At 70.4% G+C, this 15,305-nt stretch carries 12 protein-coding genes; 11 read left to right on the top strand and 1 reads right to left on the bottom strand.

Features of this window, described 5'->3' with window-relative positions:
• Nucleotides 1-27: 27 nt before the first annotated feature.
• Nucleotides 28-1,221, bottom strand: a complete 1,194-nt coding sequence (locus OG828_RS39620; RefSeq protein WP_328367968.1) for an argininosuccinate synthase — start codon at nucleotides 1,219-1,221, stop codon at nucleotides 28-30.
• Nucleotides 1,222-1,433: 212 nt separating this feature from the next.
• On the opposite strand from OG828_RS39620, the gene OG828_RS39615 reads away from it, so the two are divergent.
• The 11 genes from OG828_RS39615 (at nucleotide 1,434) to OG828_RS39565 (ending at nucleotide 15,254) form a co-directional block, all read left to right on the top strand.
• Nucleotides 1,434-2,339, top strand: a complete 906-nt coding sequence (locus OG828_RS39615) for a hypothetical protein (RefSeq protein WP_328503885.1) — start codon at nucleotides 1,434-1,436, stop codon at nucleotides 2,337-2,339.
• Between the two features lie 153 nt (nucleotides 2,340-2,492).
• Nucleotides 2,493-3,080: a pyridoxamine 5'-phosphate oxidase family protein gene (locus OG828_RS39610; RefSeq protein WP_328367963.1), complete on the top strand. Its 588-nt coding sequence runs from the start codon at nucleotides 2,493-2,495 to the stop codon at nucleotides 3,078-3,080.
• 3 nt (nucleotides 3,081-3,083) lie between these two features.
• Nucleotides 3,084-3,782, top strand: a complete 699-nt coding sequence (locus tag OG828_RS39605) for a L,D-transpeptidase family protein (protein WP_328503884.1) — start codon at nucleotides 3,084-3,086, stop codon at nucleotides 3,780-3,782.
• Nucleotides 3,783-3,882: 100 nt separating this feature from the next.
• Nucleotides 3,883-8,838 carry an HD domain-containing protein gene (locus OG828_RS39600; RefSeq protein WP_328503883.1) on the top strand — a complete coding sequence of 1,652 codons (4,956 nt, stop codon included), beginning with the start codon at nucleotides 3,883-3,885 and terminating at the stop codon, nucleotides 8,836-8,838.
• A complete protein-coding gene (locus tag OG828_RS39595; RefSeq protein WP_328503882.1) occupies nucleotides 8,831-9,238 on the top strand; it encodes a hypothetical protein in 408 nt (135 codons plus the stop codon). Before OG828_RS39600 ends, OG828_RS39595 begins: the two co-directional genes overlap by 8 nt.
• Nucleotides 9,235-9,855 carry a hypothetical protein gene (locus OG828_RS39590; RefSeq protein ID WP_328503881.1) on the top strand — a complete coding sequence of 207 codons (621 nt, stop codon included), beginning with the start codon at nucleotides 9,235-9,237 and terminating at the stop codon, nucleotides 9,853-9,855. The genes OG828_RS39595 and OG828_RS39590 overlap by 4 nt, the downstream gene beginning before the upstream one ends.
• Before the next feature lie 132 nt (nucleotides 9,856-9,987).
• The gene (locus OG828_RS39585; protein ID WP_328367949.1) at nucleotides 9,988-11,370 is read left to right on the top strand and encodes a ferredoxin reductase family protein; all 1,383 of its coding nucleotides are present in this window, start codon (nucleotides 9,988-9,990) and stop codon (nucleotides 11,368-11,370) included.
• Between the two features lie 73 nt (nucleotides 11,371-11,443).
• Complete coding sequence (locus tag OG828_RS39580) at nucleotides 11,444-12,640, top strand: FMN-binding protein (RefSeq protein ID WP_328503880.1); 1,197 nt, start codon at nucleotides 11,444-11,446, stop codon at nucleotides 12,638-12,640.
• A gap of 67 nt (nucleotides 12,641-12,707) precedes the next feature.
• Nucleotides 12,708-13,445, top strand: a complete 738-nt coding sequence (locus tag OG828_RS39575) for an FAD:protein FMN transferase (RefSeq protein WP_443062529.1) — start codon at nucleotides 12,708-12,710, stop codon at nucleotides 13,443-13,445.
• 253 nt (nucleotides 13,446-13,698) lie between these two features.
• On the top strand, nucleotides 13,699-14,106 hold the full coding sequence (locus OG828_RS39570) for a YciI family protein (RefSeq protein ID WP_328367924.1): 408 nt from the start codon (nucleotides 13,699-13,701) through the stop codon (nucleotides 14,104-14,106).
• Nucleotides 14,107-14,114: 8 nt separating this feature from the next.
• Nucleotides 14,115-15,254 carry an RNA polymerase sigma factor gene (locus OG828_RS39565; protein WP_328503878.1) on the top strand — a complete coding sequence of 380 codons (1,140 nt, stop codon included), beginning with the start codon at nucleotides 14,115-14,117 and terminating at the stop codon, nucleotides 15,252-15,254.
• Nucleotides 15,255-15,305 lie beyond the last annotated feature (51 nt).

The raw sequence follows: 15,305 nt of genomic DNA, 5'->3' as shown, positions 1-15,305 counted from the left end.
CTACTGCTTGAGAGGGGTCCCGACTGCTTAAGAAAGGTCCCGCTTCGCCGCGATCTTCGACGACAGGCTGTAGATGTCGATGAAGCCCTTGGCCGCGGCCTGGTCGAAGGTGTCGCCGGTGTCGTACGTGGCGAGGTTGAAGTCGTACAGCGAGGTCTCGGAGCGCCGGCCCGTGACGACCGCGCGGCCGCCGTGCAGGGTCATCCGGATGTCGCCGTTGACGTGCTGGCTGGCCTCGTCGATGAAGCCTTCCAGGGCGCGCTTGAGCGGGGAGAACCACTGGCCGTCGTAGACCAGTTCGCCCCAGCGCTGCTCGACCTGCCGCTTGTAGCGGGCGAGTTCGCGCTCGACGGTGACGTTCTCCAGCTCCTGGTGGGCGGTGATCAGGGCGATCGCGCCCGGCGCCTCGTACACCTCACGGGACTTGATGCCCACGAGGCGGTCCTCGACCATGTCGATCCGGCCGACGCCCTGGGCTCCGGCGCGCTCGTTGAGCTGCTGGATGGCCTGCAGAACGGTGACGGGCTTGCCGTCGATGGCGACCGGGACGCCCGCCTTGAAGGAGATGATCACTTCGTCGGCGTCGCGCGGGGTGGCCGGGTTCTGGGTGTACTCGTAGATGTCCTCGATCGGGGCGTTCCAGATGTCCTCGAGGAAGCCGGTCTCGACGGCACGGCCGAAGACGTTCTGGTCGATGGAGTACGGGGACTTCTTGGTCGTCGCGATCGGGAGGCTCTTCTCCTCGCAGAACGCGATCGCCTTGTCCCGGGTCATCGCGTAGTCGCGGACCGGGGCGATGCACTTGAGGTCCGGGGCGAGGGCGACGATGCCCGCCTCGAAGCGGACCTGGTCGTTGCCCTTGCCGGTGCAGCCGTGGGCGACCGTGGTGGCGCCGTGCTTCTGGGCGGCGGCGACGAGGTGCTTGACGATCGTCGGCCGGGAGAGGGCCGAGACCAGCGGATAGCGGTCCATGTAGAGGGCGTTGGCCTTGATCGCCGGGAGGCAGTACTCCTCGGCGAACTCGTCCTTGGCGTCCGCGACCTCGGCCTCGACGGCACCGCACGCGAGGGCGCGCTTGCGGATCACGTCCAGGTCCTCGCCGCCCTGGCCGACGTCGACCGCAACGGCGATGACCTCGGCGCCCGTCTCCTCGGCGATCCAGCCGATGGCGACGGAGGTGTCCAGTCCGCCTGAGTAGGCGAGTACGACGCGCTCGGTCACGGGTTTCTCCTCACAGTGTTCGCTGACATGCATGAGTATGCAGGAGTCTGCATGGTTCGTCAATCTCGGGGGCCCGGGAGGTGAATCGCGGATGGAGTTGAACGCGGGAAATCGCTTTCCCGTATCTCTCGCCGGACGCAGGCGCCGCGTTTGTAAACAACCGAGTCGTTCGGAACCCACCGAATCGACCCTGACCCGAGTGAGGCATCCGCATGTCCAGGGCTCTTCCGAAGTACAACAAGCGACGCGTCGCGTTCATCGGCGGCGCCGCCGCGGTCGTGCTGACCGGCGCGGTGATCGCCCAGTCCGCCCTCGCCGGGGAGACGTCCAAGAGCGGCGACGGCGTCCGGACCCTCGCGGGTCCCGGCACGATCAGCTGCCCGGACGTCACCTCCGAGCTGCCCGCGATCCCCGCCTCCGCCCAGGCCGAGGTCGACAGCAACCTGGCCCAGCTGCAGACCCAGATCGACGAAGCCAACAAGCGGCTCGTCGACACCGTCGGACAGGGCGGACCCAACTTCGTGCAGAACGCCATCCTCGGTCCGCTCGAGGACAAGCGCGTCGCCGCCCTCAACCGCATCGAGACCGCCATCGGCCGCGCGGCGGCGAAGCCGGAAGGGCTGGAGGCGTTCGCCGCCTGCACCCTGAACGCGGACGGCGGTGCGGGTGCGGGCGAGGAAGCCGGCGGCGGTGCGGAAGCGGGCGCCGGTGAAGAGGCCGGCGCCGGTGAAGAAGCCGGTGCCGGCGAGGAGGTCGAGTCCACGCCGAGCGCCCCGGCCACCGGGGGAGCCGGGGACGCCGGCGACGAGGCCGGGAACACCGGAGCCGGCGCGATCAGCTGCCCGGACGTCGAGTCCGAGCTGCCCGCGATCCCGGCCTCCGCCCAGGCCGAGGTCGACCGCAACCTGGCGCTGCTCGACACCCAGATCGCGGAAGCCAACCAGCGGCTGGTCGACACCGTCGGCCAGGGCGGACCCAACTTCGTGCAGAACGCCATCCTCGGCCCGCTCGAGGACAAGCGCATCGCCACCGTCAACCGCATCGCCACCGCCATCGGCCGTACCGCCGAGAAGCCCCAGGGCCTGGACTCCCTGGCCGCCTGCACGCTCACCCAGTGACGTGACAGGCGCTGTGGCCGCCCCGTGTGAGCGCCGGCCGGGGCGGCCACGGTCCCGGCAGCCGGTTGCGCGGACTTCCGCGCAACCGGATCGCACAACCGGATCGGGAGATTCATTAGACAGGCGAACTAACTACGCTCATAATCGTTAGCCATGGGAAAGACTTATGAGCGCATAGACGGCCGGCTCCGCACGTTCATCGAGGAGCAGCCCCTCTTCTTCACCGCGACCGCCCCGCTCTCCGGCGACGGCACGGTCAACCTCTCCCCCAAGGGCCTCAAAGGTTCCTTCGCGGTGCTGGACGACCACACCGTGGCCTACCTCGACTTCGCCGGATCCAACGCGGAGACCGTCGCTCATCTGCGAGAGAACGGCCGGATCACTCTCATGTGGTGCGCCTTCCAGGGCCCGCCCAACATCGTCCGGGTGCATGGCCGGGGCGAGCCGGTCTTCCGCGACGACCCCCGCTTCGGGGAACTCCTCTCCCACTTCCCGGACATCGACCCGACGCCGCATGGGCTGCGCGCGATCATCGTCGTGACGGCCGAACTCGTCCGCGACACCTGCGGTTACGCGGTGCCCTTCATGACGTACGACACGGACCGCGACCTGCACGCCAAGCGCTTCGCGCGCGAGGACGACGCCTCGCTCAGCGCCTATTTCCAGAAGAAGGATCACATCGGGACCAGCCTGGATGGCCTACCCGGGCTGCCGTTGCCGCTGCCCCCGTCTACGGTCTGAGGCATGCGCCCCGGTGTCGTCGTCGCCCTCGCCGCCTCGCCCCTCCTCCTGCTCGGTGCCGCGCCCGAGGGCGCCCCGCCGCTGCCCGCGCGGATGGCGGACACCGGCGGCGGCACCCAGCTGATCACGGCCGTGGCACCCCGGACCGGCTCCACGACCGGCACGGTCACCTGGTGGGACCTGAGCGACGGCCGCTGGGTCAAGGCGGGTTCCGCCGCCGCCCGCTTCGGCGCGAACGGCCTGGTCGAGGGCGCCACGCGCAAGCAGGGCACGAACACCACGCCCACCGGGCTGTACGGCATGCCGTACGCCTTCGGCATCAAAGCGGCGCCGCGCGGGACGACGTACACCTACCGCCTTGTGCGCCGGAACTCCTGGTGGTGCCAGGACAACGACTCGCGCTCCTACAACCGCTGGACCGAGCCCCTGGCGGCCGACTGCCGGGCCGCCGAGTCGGAGCGGCTGATCTCGTACACCACGCAGTACGACCACGCGCTCGTCGTCGACTTCAACTACCACAAGCCCGTCCGCCACCGCGGAGCCGGGATCTTCCTGCATGTCAACGGGCGCGGGGCGACGGCCGGTTGTGTGTCGGTGCCGGCGGACGCGATGCGGCGGATCCTCCAGTGGGCCGACCCCGGCCGCAGACCGCACCTCGCGATCGGGACGACGAGCGGGCGGACGGCGATCACGCGGTACTGACCCTCCGCTCCGCTGCTGAACCGTCGTCAGGTTCCTTGTATCCCCTTCGCGTTGCTTGTCCGCGGTGCCATCATGTTGACGCCGAAACGGGGGGACTGACATGGGGCGTTCAGCACGCAGGGCACTGCTGATCGGGGTCGGGGACACACCCGCGGCACCATCGGGCGCCGAATCGCTCGACGCGGCCGTGGCGGCCGATCTCACCCGGATGAAGACGGTGCTCCACGACTCGCACTACGAGGTGCGGACGCTGCACAACGCGGATGCGGGCCGCTCCCGTATCAGGGCGACCATCAGCGAGGTGGCCCGGGGCATACCTGAGGGCGGCACACTGCTGCTCTATTTCACCGGCCACGGCATCCGTGTCGGCACGGAGGACTTCCTCGTCCCGTGGGACGTGACCCCGCCCGAGGACGGGAACTGGGAGGAGCCGTACATCGACTCGCTCCTGCCGGCGAAGATCAGTCCCCTGCTCAAGAGCTGTAAGGCGGCAACAGTTCTCTGGCTCATCGACGCCTGCCGTACCGAGATGCCCGACGACGGCGTGCCCTTCGGCAACAGCATCGACAACGGCCCGCCGCACGGGGGATTCGCCGTGATGACCGGCTGCTCGCCCGGGGAACTCAGTGACTTCACCCCCCGGGGCAGTTTCTTCACCGGAGGGCTCGTCGAGGCCCTGGACTCGATGACATCCGCGCGCACCGTCCAGAGCGTCTTCACGATGGCCCAGCAGGCGGCTCAGGCCGAGGCGGACCGGCATCAGGTACGACAGCTGGCAGCCATCCGGTACGGCACCAACCTGGAGGCGGAGACCCGGGTCGCGGAGATCTGCGAGGGTCAGGAACTTCTGGAGGCCTGGCGCGACGCCGTACGGGGCTGCCCGCTGTGGAAGCGCGTCGAGCAGAGCCAGCAGGCCTGCGTGCCCGGTCTGCTGCAGTCCTTGGAGACGTGGGTGAAGGGCTGCGCGGACACGCTCCACACGGCCCGTAAGCGCATGCCCGAGCCGGATCCATGGGTCGACGACCTGTTCCCCATCCGTCTGCTGGGCGATCGGCTGCCGCGGCTGCTGCCGGACACCGCCACGCTCTCGGCCGTGGAGGCGGCGGTCCTGGTGGCCGCCCCCTTTCTCCACGAGGCCGCCTGGGCGGACCGGCTGAGCCGTGCGGCCGAGGCCGATCCCCTGACCCTCGATCCGCAGATCCTGCCCAACGACGATCGCAGGCACTACGAGCAGGTCATCGACCAGTACGCGCGCGTGGCCCGCAAAGTGGCCGACTGCCGCGCTCGTCACCGCGCGCAGGACGCGACCACCGTGACCATGTGGCTGGTGCACCGCTGGATCGCCGAGCGCTTCGAGACGGACAGCGCCCCGGTGCCCGCCGGTCCGGCCGACGATCTCGCCTCGCTGCTGCTCGGACAGGACAGGGCGGACGGCCGGGTCAAGGAGTTGTCCGAGCTGCTGTGCTCTGCTGCCGCCGCCATCGGGCTGCCCGAACCACGCGAGGACGCGCACCTGCACGCCCGCGGCAAGGTGCTCCTCCATGGCAACCACCAGACACTGCGGATCCAGCCGCTGACCGCGCTGCTGCGCCTCGCGGCCGTACTCGCCGTGGACGTGCGCACCTTCCCCGAGATCGTGGCCGAGCACCTGGCCGTGAGCGACCCGGTGCAGGCGCACCAAGTCATCGGGCTCGTCCGCCACTTGGCCTGGGAGGAGGACCGTGACGCGCTGCATCTCGACGCACTCTGCCAGCATCAGGCCCTGCATGCCGCTCTCACCGAGGTGGCCGAGCGGGCGGACCAGATCGCTGAGGAGGTCCTGACGCTGGCCGACACGCGGCCGGCCGCGGAGGCGGCACTGCTGGCAGCGGTGCCGAGGAAGATCACTCCGCGAGGGGTGGGCCCTGCCCAGGTCGGCAACGTCCCGGCGTACGAGACGCCCCTGCTGCGCTTCCGCCTGGCTCAGACCGAGGTCCGCGAGCTGCTGATGGGCGAGCAGCTCTACTCCGGAGAACCCCATCTCGCCCTGCGCGAGTTGTACCAGAACGCCATGGACGCGTGCCGTTACCGTGCGATGCGCTGGAAGTACCTGACCAGCATGGGCATGAACCCGGACGCCTGGTCCGGCCACATCACCATCAGTCAGGGCGAGGACGACCGCGGCCGCTATGTGGAGTGCCGGGACAACGGCGTCGGCATGAGCGCCGAGCAGTTGAAGTACACGTTCACCCGGGCCGGTAGTCGCTTCGAGCAGTCGAAAGCCTTCCGCCGCGAGCAGTCGCGCTGGCTGCGCCACGACCCCGGACTACGGCTCTATCCCAACAGCCGTTTCGGCATCGGTGTGTTCAGCTACTTCATGCTCGACGACGAGATGACCATCGTGACTCGTCAGGTCAACCAGAAGGGCATTCCCGACGATCACGCGCTCCAAGTCGACATTCCGAGCAGCGGCAGTCTTTTCCGCATCAAGCGTCACGACGGGACGGGGGACAGTCTCTCCGGCGGCGGCACTCTCGTCCGCCTGTACCTGCGCGAGGGCCCCGTGACCGACGGACTGTCGTGTGTGAAGACGCTGCGCGAGCTGGTCCGGGTCAGCGAGTTCGAACTGCACGTGTGTGACGCGCCCGGTCTCGATCGCCCATGGGCCCCTGGCGTGCTGCACCAGGACGCCGGCGCGGTCGCCGAGGCGCTCGAAGCCGTCCCGGGCGTGCTGTGGTGGGTGCCCGGGCAGGGCGCGGTACTGTGCGACGGCATCGCCACTGATCAGCAGCCCTTCGGCTACGTACTCAACCTGACCGGTCCGCACGCGGGGCGACTCAGTGTGAACCGGAAGGAGCTCCAGGACTACGACCGTTCCTGGGCCGAGCAGAACTGGCGCGCGGGCGCCGCCGCCCTCGCAGGGTGGCCGGAGCTCACCATGGAGTGGCTCTGGGAGTTGGAAACCGACCAATTGGCCGCCGCCACCATCCTGCACAGCGAGTGGCGCGGCAAGGGGCTGACGGTGCGCAGGGGCGTGTCGGACGTACATTCTCTCGACGCGCAGGGCTGGTTCCCTCTGGATCAGACGCTTGGCGACAGGTGGCAGGCATCCAAGCGTTTTGGAGCGGACACGGATCTCCAGTACACCGCGCCCTGGAGAGCCGCCGTCCTCGCTCTGGCGCAGGGCTCGGACGCTCCGGCGCAGCCTTTGAGCCTGGAGGGATATCCGGTTCCAGAACCCGGGGACGCCGACATCTGGGGGATCCCCAACACCTGGTGGGGAGTGGTCGCGTACGCCGGACGCCATGGCCTGCCAGTGGATGAGGTGATCAAGCGGAGGCGGCGATTTCGCCCGGTCCACAAGCGGAGAGGAGCGTCGCCGGTCTCCGGAGAGGTTCCGTCCCTGGTTCCGGACCAGGATGACCGCGCCATCGTCGACGCATTCTCCAACCCGCGAAGTATCGCCGCCGACGGTTCGGAAGGGCTCTACGACCTCGGCGGCGCGGTGCTGGCGTCCGAGCGACTGGCGATGCCGCTCGGAGAGGTGGTCCGACGGTGCGCCCGCTACGCCGTCCTGGGCCGCGAGAAGCCTTGGCCTGCCGTCCCGGCGCATCACGAGGACTACGTGTGCACGGCCGACGACATCGACAGGCTGACACTGCCCAGTGATGACGTGTACAGCTCCAACCTGCTCCGAGTGAGCACCCCGGAGCAGATCCACACGACCAGCCGGAACCTGGGGCTGCCGGCCTCCGAGATCCTGGCCACGCTCTCCCGCTTCGAGTGGCTCGGCTGGACCGCTCCCCCGGCTGAACAGGTCACCGCTTGGGCGGAACTCGATGCCGATGTCCAGACCGTCCTCAAGAATCGCGTCCACGTCGACAGCGACGGGCACGACGCTCTGCCCTGGACCGCGACGTTCGACCTGGCGTCCGGTCGGGGAATCAGCCTCGCCGAGGCCGAGGAGTGCCTGGCCCACGCGGCTGCCCGTCTCGGCCTGATCCACGAGCGCCACTATGCCCACGACTCGCTCGCGTCGCAGGTCGTCCCCACCCCCGTCGTCGTCGCACTCATCAACGACTGCATCGGAGACAGTCACCGGCTGGAGGACGGCGTGGGGCTCGAGCAGTTGGGGCGACTGGCACGGCCATGGACCGGCGTCGAGGAGGGATTCCTCCACGCCGTCGAGCAGCTGCGCACCGCGGGCCTCGATGTCCCGGACGACCTCACTCCCCTCCTGGCCTGGCGGGATCTCCCCTTGCGCACGCGCTTCGTCCTGTCGGGGAAGGAGGTCTCCAACGAGTCGGAGAACTGGCCCACGGACCGGCTGACCACGGCCTCCCTCTTCCAGTCCGCCGGATTCCTGCACGAATCCCTGCGCGAGGTGTGGGGGATCGCCGAGCGCGAGGCGCCCCGTTTCGGCCTGACGGTGCCGGTACTCCCCGAGGACCTCGCCGATCACCGTCCGTCTGCCAAAGAGTGCAGCGCCCTGACCGAACAGCCCCGGGAAAACAACTACTACCTGCCGAGCGTATGGAAGCCGCTCACGCCCCATTGGCTGGCCGATATCGCGGCGGAACTCAAGATCGGCACCGCTGCGGCCTATGCACGGCTGGCGGCGCTGCGTCCCCTCGGCGCCCTGGTGCCGGATCTGTCCCGGGCCGCGTCCGCGGCGCTGCCCGACTCACCCCCCACCCGGCACGACCTGACCGCGCTCGACCCGGATCATTGGGTGAGCGACCACGACCAGCCGCCCTCGCCCCTGGACCTGGTCAGCGTCGCCGCCCGGCTCGGCGAACCGCTCCCGGACACGGCCCGGCGCATCGAGCCCTACCTTCCCCTGTGGCCGGTCCCGGTCACACTGCCGTCCGTGCCCGGCGTAGTCCCCTTGTGGCAGGACCTCGCCCTGCTGAGCAGACATTTCGACGGCGTACTGCCCGCTGTGGAGGGCCTGGTGACGACACGGCACATCACGCTCGCAGCGCAGGCCACCGGAGAGACCGAGGACTGGATCAGAGGGCGGCTGCGCCTGTACGCCGCCATGTTCGACCTGCGTCTGGAGGGGGACGATGCCTGAACAACCGCCCCGCAGCCACGACTTCGACGCCGAGTACGCCGCCACCGACGTCGGCCGTACCACGTCCCCCTTCACCTGGCGCGACGCGGATGACGGCCTCGGTGTCGTCGTCGAGGGCAACTGCCCCCGCTGCCATGGCAGAACACGGCGCGAGATCCGGCGCATCGTGCCCGGCACGGGGACCAAGGGGGCGCCATCCGTGCCCTCGTGGCTCCGGTTGCGCAGGAACCCCGAAGCCGCGACGGACCAGGCGATGGACCAAGAGGTGCTGCGGGCCGAGCGGTACTTCTGTGCCTGTGGGCACCCCCATCCGAACCGGCCGTCCGATGGTCACGCGGGCCGAGTGGGCTGCGGTGCCAGCTGGGTACTCGGCGCCCTCGCGAGGATCGGGGCCCGGTGAGCCTGGAGTCCGACGAGCGGTGGGACCTGCTCGCCGATGAACTGGAGTTCACGCAGCTCGGTGAGTTGCGCAGACAGGCCGAGGGCTGGCGCTCCGGTCTCACCGGCCTGGCCGCTCTGCTCACTGTCCTGGTGGTGCTCAAGGGCAGGGACGATCTGGCCCAGCTCCCGACAGCGGCGGGGAACGCCGCCTCCGGGCTGATCGCTCTGGCGTTCCTGCTCCTGGTCGCCGGTTCCGTCCTGGCGACCCGTGCCGCGCACGGCCGGATGGATGAGAGATCCAGGCTGATGGGCGGTCAGGCGCTACGCCGCTGGACCACGCGCGAGATCGGCCGGGTCACGCGATCTCTGCGCCTGGCCGCTCTGTGCTGCTGTGCCGGGATCGTGCTCGCGGCCGCGGCGATCGCCGTCGCCTGGTCGACGACCGAGTCGGCTCCGGATCATCTGGTCCGGGTCGGAACGACCACCGGTGACCGGTGCGGAGCCTTCCTGGCCTCGGGGCCCGACGCCGTCGTACTCGGCATCGAGGGGAAGGGCGGCGACCGCGAGCGGATCACCCTGCCCGACACCGTCGTGACGTCGGTGACACCCGTCTCCTCCTGCCCCGCGCAGGGGTAGGGCGCCGCGCGGGACCGGCGACGGTTACTGCGAGTCGCTTCCGGCACACGGGACTCGGCAAGCGGCTGAACACACTGCCGTCGCGGCACGTATCTGTGGGCCAAGGCCACAGCCCGTTCGCACGGAGGAACCGTGACCACCACGCTCGCAAGCGGCCGCGCCGCCCGCCGCCAGACGATGCGCCGCATTCGTCCGCGCCGCTCCCCGGCGACCCTCTTGCTGCTCGCCGTGTGGGCGGGCGCGGCCGGAGTGATCTGGCTGTGGTGGAGCAACACCCCGTCCATCGGCGACACCACCGGCAAGATCATCGCCGCGGGCCGGATCACCGGTCTGCTCGCCGGCTACCTGATGGCGCTGGTCGTGCTGCAGATGGCCCGGGTGCCCGCGCTGGAGCGTCGGGTCGGCTCGGACCGGGTGGCGCGCTGGCATGCGATGAGCGGCCGCTACACGCTCAGCCTGACCGTCGCCCATGTCTTCCTGATCATGTGGGGCTACGCCCGCCAGGCCGGCAAGGACCTCGGCTACATCGCCCAGCAGACGATCGACTCCGTCAACCAGCTGCCGGACATGGGCAAGGCCGCCATCGGCACCGGTCTGCTGTTCTTCATCGGGATCATCTCCATCGGCGGGATCCGCCGGTTGATTCCGTACGACACCTGGTACCACGTCCATCTGCTGACGTACGCGGCGGTGTTCCTCACCTTCTGGCACCAGCTCAGCACCGGCAACGAGTTCGCCGTCGAGCCCCTCGCGAAGACCGCCTGGTACGGGCTGTACGGCACGGTGACGGCGCTGGTGATCTGGTACCGGATCCTCACCCCGATCCGGCTGAACATGCGCCACCGCTTGCGGGTCGAGGCGGTCATCGAGGAGACGCCCGGGATCGTGTCCGTGCTGATCGGCGGCCGGAAGCTGCACCGGATGGGCGCGGAGGCGGGCCAGTTCTTCCGCTGGCGGTTCCTGGCGCCGGGCATGCGGTTCAGCTCGCACCCGTACTCGCTGTCGGCGGCGCCGCGGCCGGACATGCTGCGGATCACGGTGAAGGCGATCGGCGACCACAGCGAACGCCTGCGGGAGCTGACGCCCGGCACGCGCGTGTGGGCCGAGGGCCCGTACGGCGCGCTGACCGCCCAGCGCCGCAGCCGCGGCAAGGTGCTGCTGGTCGCCGGCGGGGTCGGCATCACGCCGATGCGGGCGCTGTTCGAGACACTGCCGGGCGCCTCCGGTGACATCACGCTGCTCTACCGGGCCAACAGCACCCAGGACCTGGCCCTCTGGGACGAGCTGGCCGCCATCGCCGACGAGCGGGGCGCCCGGCTGATGTACGCCGTCAACTCCCCGGACGGGGAACGCCCGGACATCTCGGCGGAGCGGTTGCGCCAGAAGCTGCCGGACATCGACGAGCACGACGTGTTCCTGTGCGGGCCGCCCGGCTTCGCGCAGGGCGTGTACGAGGCACTGCGCGGCGCGGGGGTCCCCGCCCGCCGTATCCATCACGAGTCGTTCGAGATGTGACGACGGGAAACATCACAACCTTCGGGGTCTTCAGGACCTTCGGGAATCTTCGGGAATCAGGAGTTCAGGAGCGATGAGGAAGACCCATCCCCTTCGGCGTGTCGTGCTGGCCGGCGCCGCCACCGTGTCCGGGATCGTACTGCTGCTGTCGCTGAAACCGGGGTCGGATTCCGGCTCCGAGGCGGTGGGCGGCGCGGCACCGGGCCAGTCGATCGGCGCACAGGAATCCGCCCAGGGCGGCGCCCAGGCGATCGGCACCGGAAGCTTCACCGGTGACGCGGCCGACACGCAGTACGGGCCCGTGCAGGTCCGGCTGACCGTGAACGGCGGGAAGATCACCAAGGCCGAGGCGGTAAAGAACCCCACCGGCGGCCAGAGCACCCAGATCAACAACAACGCGATCCCCAAGCTCAACCAGGCCGCGGTGGCCGCCGGGACGGCGGACATCGACGCGGTCTCCGGGGCGACCTACACCAGCGAGGGCTACAAGAAGTCCCTGCAGTCGGCGCTCGACAAGGCCGCGGCGCAGGGCGGCGGCTCGGGTCAGGGTGCGGGGGGTGGCGGGGCCGCGCAGGCTCAGACCGTCACCGGTGACGTGGCCGATACGCAGTACGGGCCCGTGCAGGTCCGGATCACCGTCAACGGCGGGAAGATCACCAAGGCCGAGGCGGTACAGACACCGACCGGCGGCCAGAGCACGCAGATCACCGGCAACGCGGTGCCCAAGCTCAACCAGGCCGCGGTGGCCGCCGGGACGGCGGACATCGACGCGGTCTCCGGGGCGACCTACACCAGCGCCGGGTACAAGAAGTCCCTCCAGTCGGCGCTCGACAAGGTGAAGCCCGCCGGCGGTGGCGCGGAGTCGGGGAGCGGGGCGGAGGCCGGCGCGGGCGCCAGCCCCAGCGCGCCTGCTGCCGGCGGCGATGCCGGTGCCGAGGCCGGTGCTGGTGCCGGTGCCGGTGCTGGGCAGGACGCCGGCGGCGGTGTCAGCAATGGGACCGGGACCGTCACCGGCGCGGTCGCGCAGACCGAGTACGGGCCGGTGCAGGTCCGGATCACGATGCGCGACGGCAAGATCGTCCAGGCCGCGGTGGTGCAGGCGCCCAGTGGCGGGAAGAGCACCCAGGTCTCCAACAACGCGGTGCCCAAGCTCAACCAGCAGACGGTGGCCGCGGGCAGCGCGGACATCGACGCGGTGTCCGGGGCGACGTACACCAGCGCCGGGTACAAGAAGTCCCTGCAGTCGGCGTTGGACCAGGCCGGTGTCTGAGTCGGTGGCCGAGCACGCCGAATCGGCAGCAGGAGCTCCCGCCGCGGTGCGTCATGTGGAGGAGGTCATGGGGACCGTCTTCTCCTTCGACGTCCGCGGCGGGGATCCCGGTGCGGTCAAGGCGGCGCTGGAGGAGGCGGTCGCCGGGCTGCACCAGGTGAACGAGGTGTTCAGCACCTACCGGGAGGACAGCCAGGTGTCGCGGCTGGCCCGGGGTGAGCTGACCGTCGGTGACTGTGATCCCGAGGTCGCCGAGGTGCTGGAGCTGGCCGCGGAGGCGGAGCGGCTGAGTGAGGGTTGGTTCAGCACGTCGTACGAGGGGCGGCTCGATCCGACCGGGATCGTCAAGGGCTGGGCCGTCGAACGGGCGGCGCGGTCGCTGGCGGCGGTCGGGGCGAGCGGGGTGAGCGTGAACGGCGGGGGTGACGTCCAGCTGCTCGGCAGCCCCGGGCCGCAGCGGCCGTGGCGGGTCGGGGTGGCGGATCCCTTGCGGCCGGGGGGACTTGCGGCGGTCGTGTCGGCTGCGGGGGTGGAGGAGCTGGCCGTCGCCACGTCCGGGACGGCCGAGCGCGGCGCGCACATCGTCGATCCGCGGACCGGGCGGTCCGCCGTGACCGACCTGGTGGCGGTGACCGTGGTGGGGCCTTCACTGACGTGGGCGGACTGCTGGGCCACCGCCGCGTTTGCGATGGGTTCGCGGGCGGGGTTGCGGTGGCTGGAGTCGCTGCCGGATGTGGAGGCGTTGCTGGTGACGGCGGGGGATGAGGTGCGGTGCACCGGGGGGTTGGCGGCGCGGTTGGGGTGACGGGGCGCGGTGGCTGAGGCGGGGTGGGTCGCGCAGCCCGGCGCTGACGGGGTGCCGCCTGCGCCCACCCGTGCCGCCCCAGGCGGCACGACTGCCCGCAGCTACAGCGGAGGCCTGGGAGCTGGGCGGCTCGCACACCCGGAGCTCGGCCGGTAGAAAAAAGTTCGCTCGGCGATGTCGAGGATCCGTGGTCGGCTCCGTCCCTGGGGTGAACGCGGCCACAATGGGTCGCAGCACACCGAGGAGAATCACGATGGCCAAGTACCTGCTGCTCAAGCACTACCGCGGCGCGCCGGCGGCGGTCAACGACGTGCCCATGGATCAGTGGACGCCGGAGGAGATCACGGCGCACGTGCAGTACATGCGGGACTTCGCGGAGCGGCTCGAGAAGACCGGTGAGTTCGTCGGCGAGGTGGCACTCGCCCCAGAGGGGACGTGGGTCCGGTACGACGGTGAGGGGCGCCCGCCGGTCACCGACGGACCGTTCGCCGAGACCAAGGACCTCATCGCCGGCTGGATGGTGATCGACGTCGACAGCTACGAGCGCGCCGTCGAGCTGGCCGGGGAACTGTCCGCCGCGCCCGGGGCGGGCGGCAAGACGATCCACGAGTGGCTGGAACTGCGCCCGTTCTACGGCGTGCGGCCCACCGTCACGGAGTGACCCCATCCATGGACGAGGCCTTGCTCCGCAGCCTCACACCGAGCGTGCTCACCGTCCTCGTCCGCCGCGGAGCAGATTTCGCGGCGGCCGAGGACGCCGTCCAGGACGCGCTCGTCGAGGCGGTCCGCGTCTGGCCGGCCGACCCGCCGCGGGATGCGAAGGGCTGGCTGGTCACCGTGGCCTGGCGCAAGTTCCTCGACGCGACCCGCGCGGACACCGCCCGACGCCGACGCGAGGACCGCGTGGAGGAGGAGCCGGTACGAGGCTCCGCGCCCGCGGTGGACGACACCCTCCAGCTCTACTTCCTCTGCGCCCACCCCTCCCTGACCCCCTCGTCCGCCGTCGCCCTCACCCTGCGCGCCGTCGGCGGCCTCACCACCCGGCAGATCGCCCAGGCCTACCTCGTGCCCGAGGCGACCATGGCGCAGCGCATCAGCCGGGCCAAGCGGACCGTGTCCGGCGTGCGGTTCGACCAGCCCGGCGATGTCGCCACCGTGCTGCGCGTCCTCTACCTGGTCTTCAACGAGGGCTACTCCGGCGACATCGACCTCGCCGCCGAGGCCATCCGGCTCACCCGGCAGCTCGCGGCGGCGATCGACCACCCCGAGGTGGCCGGGCTGCTCGCCCTCATGCTGCTCCACCACGCCCGGCGCGCGGCCCGGACCGCGCCCGACGGCAGCCTGGTGCCGCTCGCCGAGCAGGACCGCGGCCTGTGGGACACCAAGTCGATCGCCGAGGGCGTCGAGATCCTGCAGTCGGCCCTCGCCCGCGACCGGCTCGGCGAGTTCCAGGCCCAGGCCGCCATCGCCGCCCTCCACGCGGACGCGCCCCGCACCGAGGAGACCGACTGGGTCCAGATCGTCGAGTGGTACGACGAGCTGACCCGCCTCACCGACAGCCCCGTAGTCCGCCTCAACCGCGCGGTCGCCGTAGGAGAGGCAGACGGACCGCGCGCAGGCCTGGCGGCACTAGCGGAACTGGACGACTCACTCCCCCGCTACACCGCCGTAGCCGCCTACTTCCACGAACGCGACGGCGACCTGGACACGGCGGCACACCTGTACTCCGAGGCAGCCCAAAAGGCCCCCACCCTCGAGGAACGCAACCACCTAACGCGCCAGGCGGCCCGCCTCAATACAAAACGGTGACGCCAACGCCCCGTCAGGGGCGCGGGGAACTGCGCGACAAGCCCCCACGAA

It is taken from the genome of Streptomyces sp. NBC_00457 (genome assembly GCF_036014015.1).
Taxonomy (GTDB): Bacteria; Actinomycetota; Actinomycetes; order Streptomycetales; family Streptomycetaceae; genus Streptomyces.
This window is presented reverse-complemented; position numbering and strand designations above follow the sequence as displayed.

Excerpts from the sequence above, each read along its gene's own strand:
- OG828_RS39575 (WP_443062529.1), top strand. The coding sequence starts at position 12,708 with ATGGGGACCGTCTTCTCCTTCGACGTCCGCGGCGGGGATCCCGGTGCG.
- OG828_RS39610 (WP_328367963.1), top strand. The coding sequence starts at position 2,493 with ATGGGAAAGACTTATGAGCGCATAGACGGCCGGCTCCGCACGTTCATC.
- OG828_RS39615 (WP_328503885.1), top strand. The coding sequence starts at position 1,434 with ATGTCCAGGGCTCTTCCGAAGTACAACAAGCGACGCGTCGCGTTCATC.
- OG828_RS39605 (WP_328503884.1), top strand. The coding sequence starts at position 3,084 with ATGCGCCCCGGTGTCGTCGTCGCCCTCGCCGCCTCGCCCCTCCTCCTG.
- OG828_RS39600 (WP_328503883.1), top strand. The coding sequence starts at position 3,883 with ATGGGGCGTTCAGCACGCAGGGCACTGCTGATCGGGGTCGGGGACACA.
- OG828_RS39595 (WP_328503882.1), top strand. The coding sequence starts at position 8,831 with ATGCCTGAACAACCGCCCCGCAGCCACGACTTCGACGCCGAGTACGCC.
- OG828_RS39570 (WP_328367924.1), top strand. The coding sequence starts at position 13,699 with ATGGCCAAGTACCTGCTGCTCAAGCACTACCGCGGCGCGCCGGCGGCG.
- OG828_RS39580 (WP_328503880.1), top strand. The coding sequence starts at position 11,444 with ATGAGGAAGACCCATCCCCTTCGGCGTGTCGTGCTGGCCGGCGCCGCC.
- OG828_RS39565 (WP_328503878.1), top strand. The coding sequence starts at position 14,115 with ATGGACGAGGCCTTGCTCCGCAGCCTCACACCGAGCGTGCTCACCGTC.